The 2,921-nt window shown below is 35.5% G+C and carries 2 protein-coding genes; one reads left to right on the top strand and one right to left on the bottom strand.

The genetic code is table 11. The features are described from left to right. The first annotated feature begins 651 nt into the window (after positions 1 to 651). Positions 652 to 2,385 carry a GW domain-containing glycosaminoglycan-binding protein gene (locus V7024_RS22315; RefSeq protein WP_335524045.1) on the top strand — a complete coding sequence of 578 codons (1,734 nt, stop codon included), beginning with the start codon at positions 652 to 654 and terminating at the stop codon, positions 2,383 to 2,385. Between the two features lie 312 nt (positions 2,386 to 2,697). Here V7024_RS22315 and V7024_RS22310 read toward each other — a convergent pair. Continuing rightward, on the bottom strand, positions 2,698 to 2,921 hold a 224-nt coding region (locus V7024_RS22310; protein ID WP_335524042.1), incomplete at its 5' end, for a hypothetical protein.

The raw sequence follows: 2,921 nt of genomic DNA, 5'->3' as shown, positions 1-2,921 counted from the left end.
ATTGGCAAACATATTACTTAAAAAGTGACAATAGTGGTTCTCGACTTGGACTAGCAAGTATACGAGCCGAACCGCTTAGATTAATCGTTCAAAAATAGTTTTTATGTTATATGTTGATACGTTTAATACGTGGGGGTTCGTCCCCACACGACGAGCCAGCACTCTAGCCAAAAAGCAAAATTGAGACCAAAAGATATGGTTAAATCCATAAAGGCTTGATGATAAGAACCCTGTCATTAAGCCTAAAAGAAATACCTTTAAATATAAGTGGGAGTTAGAATATTTTGTTGGTGTGTTTTTTAAAGAAGAAACATATTTTCTTGACACAATTACTTTTTTTCCGTTTGAAAGTAGTGCTTCTAGATTGCTGCTACGAAGATAAAAATGGCAACATTCTATATGCCGAAAACTTCTGAATGAAATGTATGGTTGAGTAGTTACTAAATTTTTGTATTATAGTATACGAATTTAGTGATGAATCTTACTTAGTATGTTAATCTATATAATGGCATACAGTTCGTGTGAGAATCATTTTTTGATTTCATAATGATTGATGAAATCGATTTCTGAAGGAGCAAATGTTATTTTACTAGAAAGAGGGGGAAATTTAGCACGAAATATTATATATATGATACGTGTTAGACCAATAATATGAAAAAATCAATCTATAAAATTTTGGCTATGTCGCTTGCATTGGAAGTATTTATAGTTCCGACATCTTCTTTTGCAGAGCAAGTGAAACAAAAAGAACAAACAGAGTTACATTCAGTGGATGAACAAGCTTTGAAAAGTATTGAGGAGCATATGAAAAACGAGGATGGACGAGGTGATAATGAAGCAGCAATTGTTGAAGATCAAGGGAAACCTGCGGCTAGAAAATCTGCTTTGCTTCGAAGTAGATCTGCTTTAACATTGAAGAAAGGCATGATTAATGATGTTCCGTTTACGGAATGGATTATTCCAAAAGGAAATTCCAATATTCGTCCTGGCTACTCGATGAAGCCAAAGTATATTACCATTCACGAGACTGATAATACGAGTGTTGGTGCAGGTGCAAAAAATCACGCGCAATATTTGTATAACCAAGCGACAGGGAATACAGATCGAGGCGCATCCTGGCATTTCACAGTAGATGATAAAGAGATTTATCAGCATCTACCTCTCGATGAAAATGGATGGCATGCAGGTGATGGAACAAACGGTACAGGTAATAGACAATCTATTGCGATTGAAATTGCAGTGAATCAAGATGGAAATTATGATAAAGCGGTAGAAAATGCACGTAAATTAACAGCTTATTTAATGAATGAATTGAATATATCCTTGGATAATGTAAAAAAACATCAGTACTGGAGTGGGAAATACTGTCCAAGAAACATAATGGATCGTGGTTCGTGGGACGATTTTCTACAAGGAACGAAAGCTTATTATGAAGCAGATTCTCATCCTACAACTAGTGTGAATGAGAATCAAATCGTGAAATGGACAGAGGGTAATTCTATTTGGACAACTCCTTATGGGTTACCGGATGCTAATTATGTAGGATCTACAAATGATTTTGTCGGTAAAAAAATTCATCTAGTTGAAAAAATGACTTGGAATACAGTTACATGGTACAAATTTAGCATAGACGGTAAAATTATCGGTTGGCTAGATAGTCGCGCATTAAGCGATTTACAAAACATTCAATCGATTAATCAGGCTTCCGTGATGGGTGCAACAACGACTAATGGTATATGGTCGATACCATATGGTGTACCAGGCGCGAATTATTTAAAATCAACGGATTTTTATGCTTTTCGTGATCTTCAGTTAGTAGAAAGTGCTACATATGGTGATGTGCAATGGTACAAATTTAGCATAGATGGTAAGGTGATTGGCTGGATCGATGAAAAAGCATTAGATAATGCTGGAGAAGCAAAACCTGCCAATTTTACGATTACAATCGGTGGAACCTATGACAATGGTATATGGACTTCACCTTATGGAATTACAGGTGCTCAGTATTTAGGCAGCACAAAGGATTACGCTTATCAAACACTTCAGGTAGTTAAGACTGTAACGCAAGGCAATACAAACTGGTATCAAGTAAAGAAAGATGGTAAATTGTTAGGTTGGATCGATGGAGAGAGGGCTTCAGCTGGTTTAAAGGATATAAAAGATGAAAATTATTCTGTTACAATGGGCTCTTCTTCGAAAGGAGACGGAATCTGGAGTGCTCCTTATGGCGAAAATGGGGCTAGTTGGGTTGACCTTACCAATAACTATAGTCATCAAAATGTGCAAGTTATTCGAAGCGCTACAAAAGAATCAGTTAATTGGAAAAAAATCAAAGTAGGAAACAAAGTATTGGGTTGGGTAGATGCACGTTGCTTAATGAACTAAGCCTCTATTGAACTACCTTCACCTAACAAAATAACTTGCCTAACTTTATGAGACGTTAGCGTTTAAGTGAGACTAGTTGCGCAAGTTTTCAATCAAAAACAAAACTATAAAAAAGAATTATTTAATAATTTAGGAACTAAACTAAAATTTTTACATAATATGTAATTAAAAAACCCGGTTTTGGAAACAAAACGACCTTTCCATCGGGCAACCCGAAGGGAAGACCGATGTCTTCCCGCCCTACATAAAAAAAGTCCTCCAGATTGTTTAACTGGGGGACTTTCGTGTTTACATAATTCTCGAAAGCGGAAGTTAGAGATTTAGACTCTGGATAAGATATTGAAGTTCTTGTTTTAAGTCTCTCTTTTCGCAATCTTCACTAAGTTTTTCTTTTGATATTAAGAAGTGTTTTAATTGTAAGTAACTACTTAATGGAAATTCGTGTTCAATCCAAGAATTGTGATAACCAACGATTCCATATTTAAGCAATATTTGTTCAGCTTCTTTTATAATCATTTTAACAGGCGTGTTGATTA

This window comes from Bacillus sp. JJ864 (assembly GCF_036963045.1).
GTDB lineage: Bacteria > Bacillota > Bacilli > Bacillales > Bacillaceae_G > Bacillus_A > Bacillus_A pseudomycoides_C.
The sequence above is the reverse complement of the archived record's forward strand: the minus strand, read 5'-3'. Positions and strand labels throughout refer to the sequence as shown.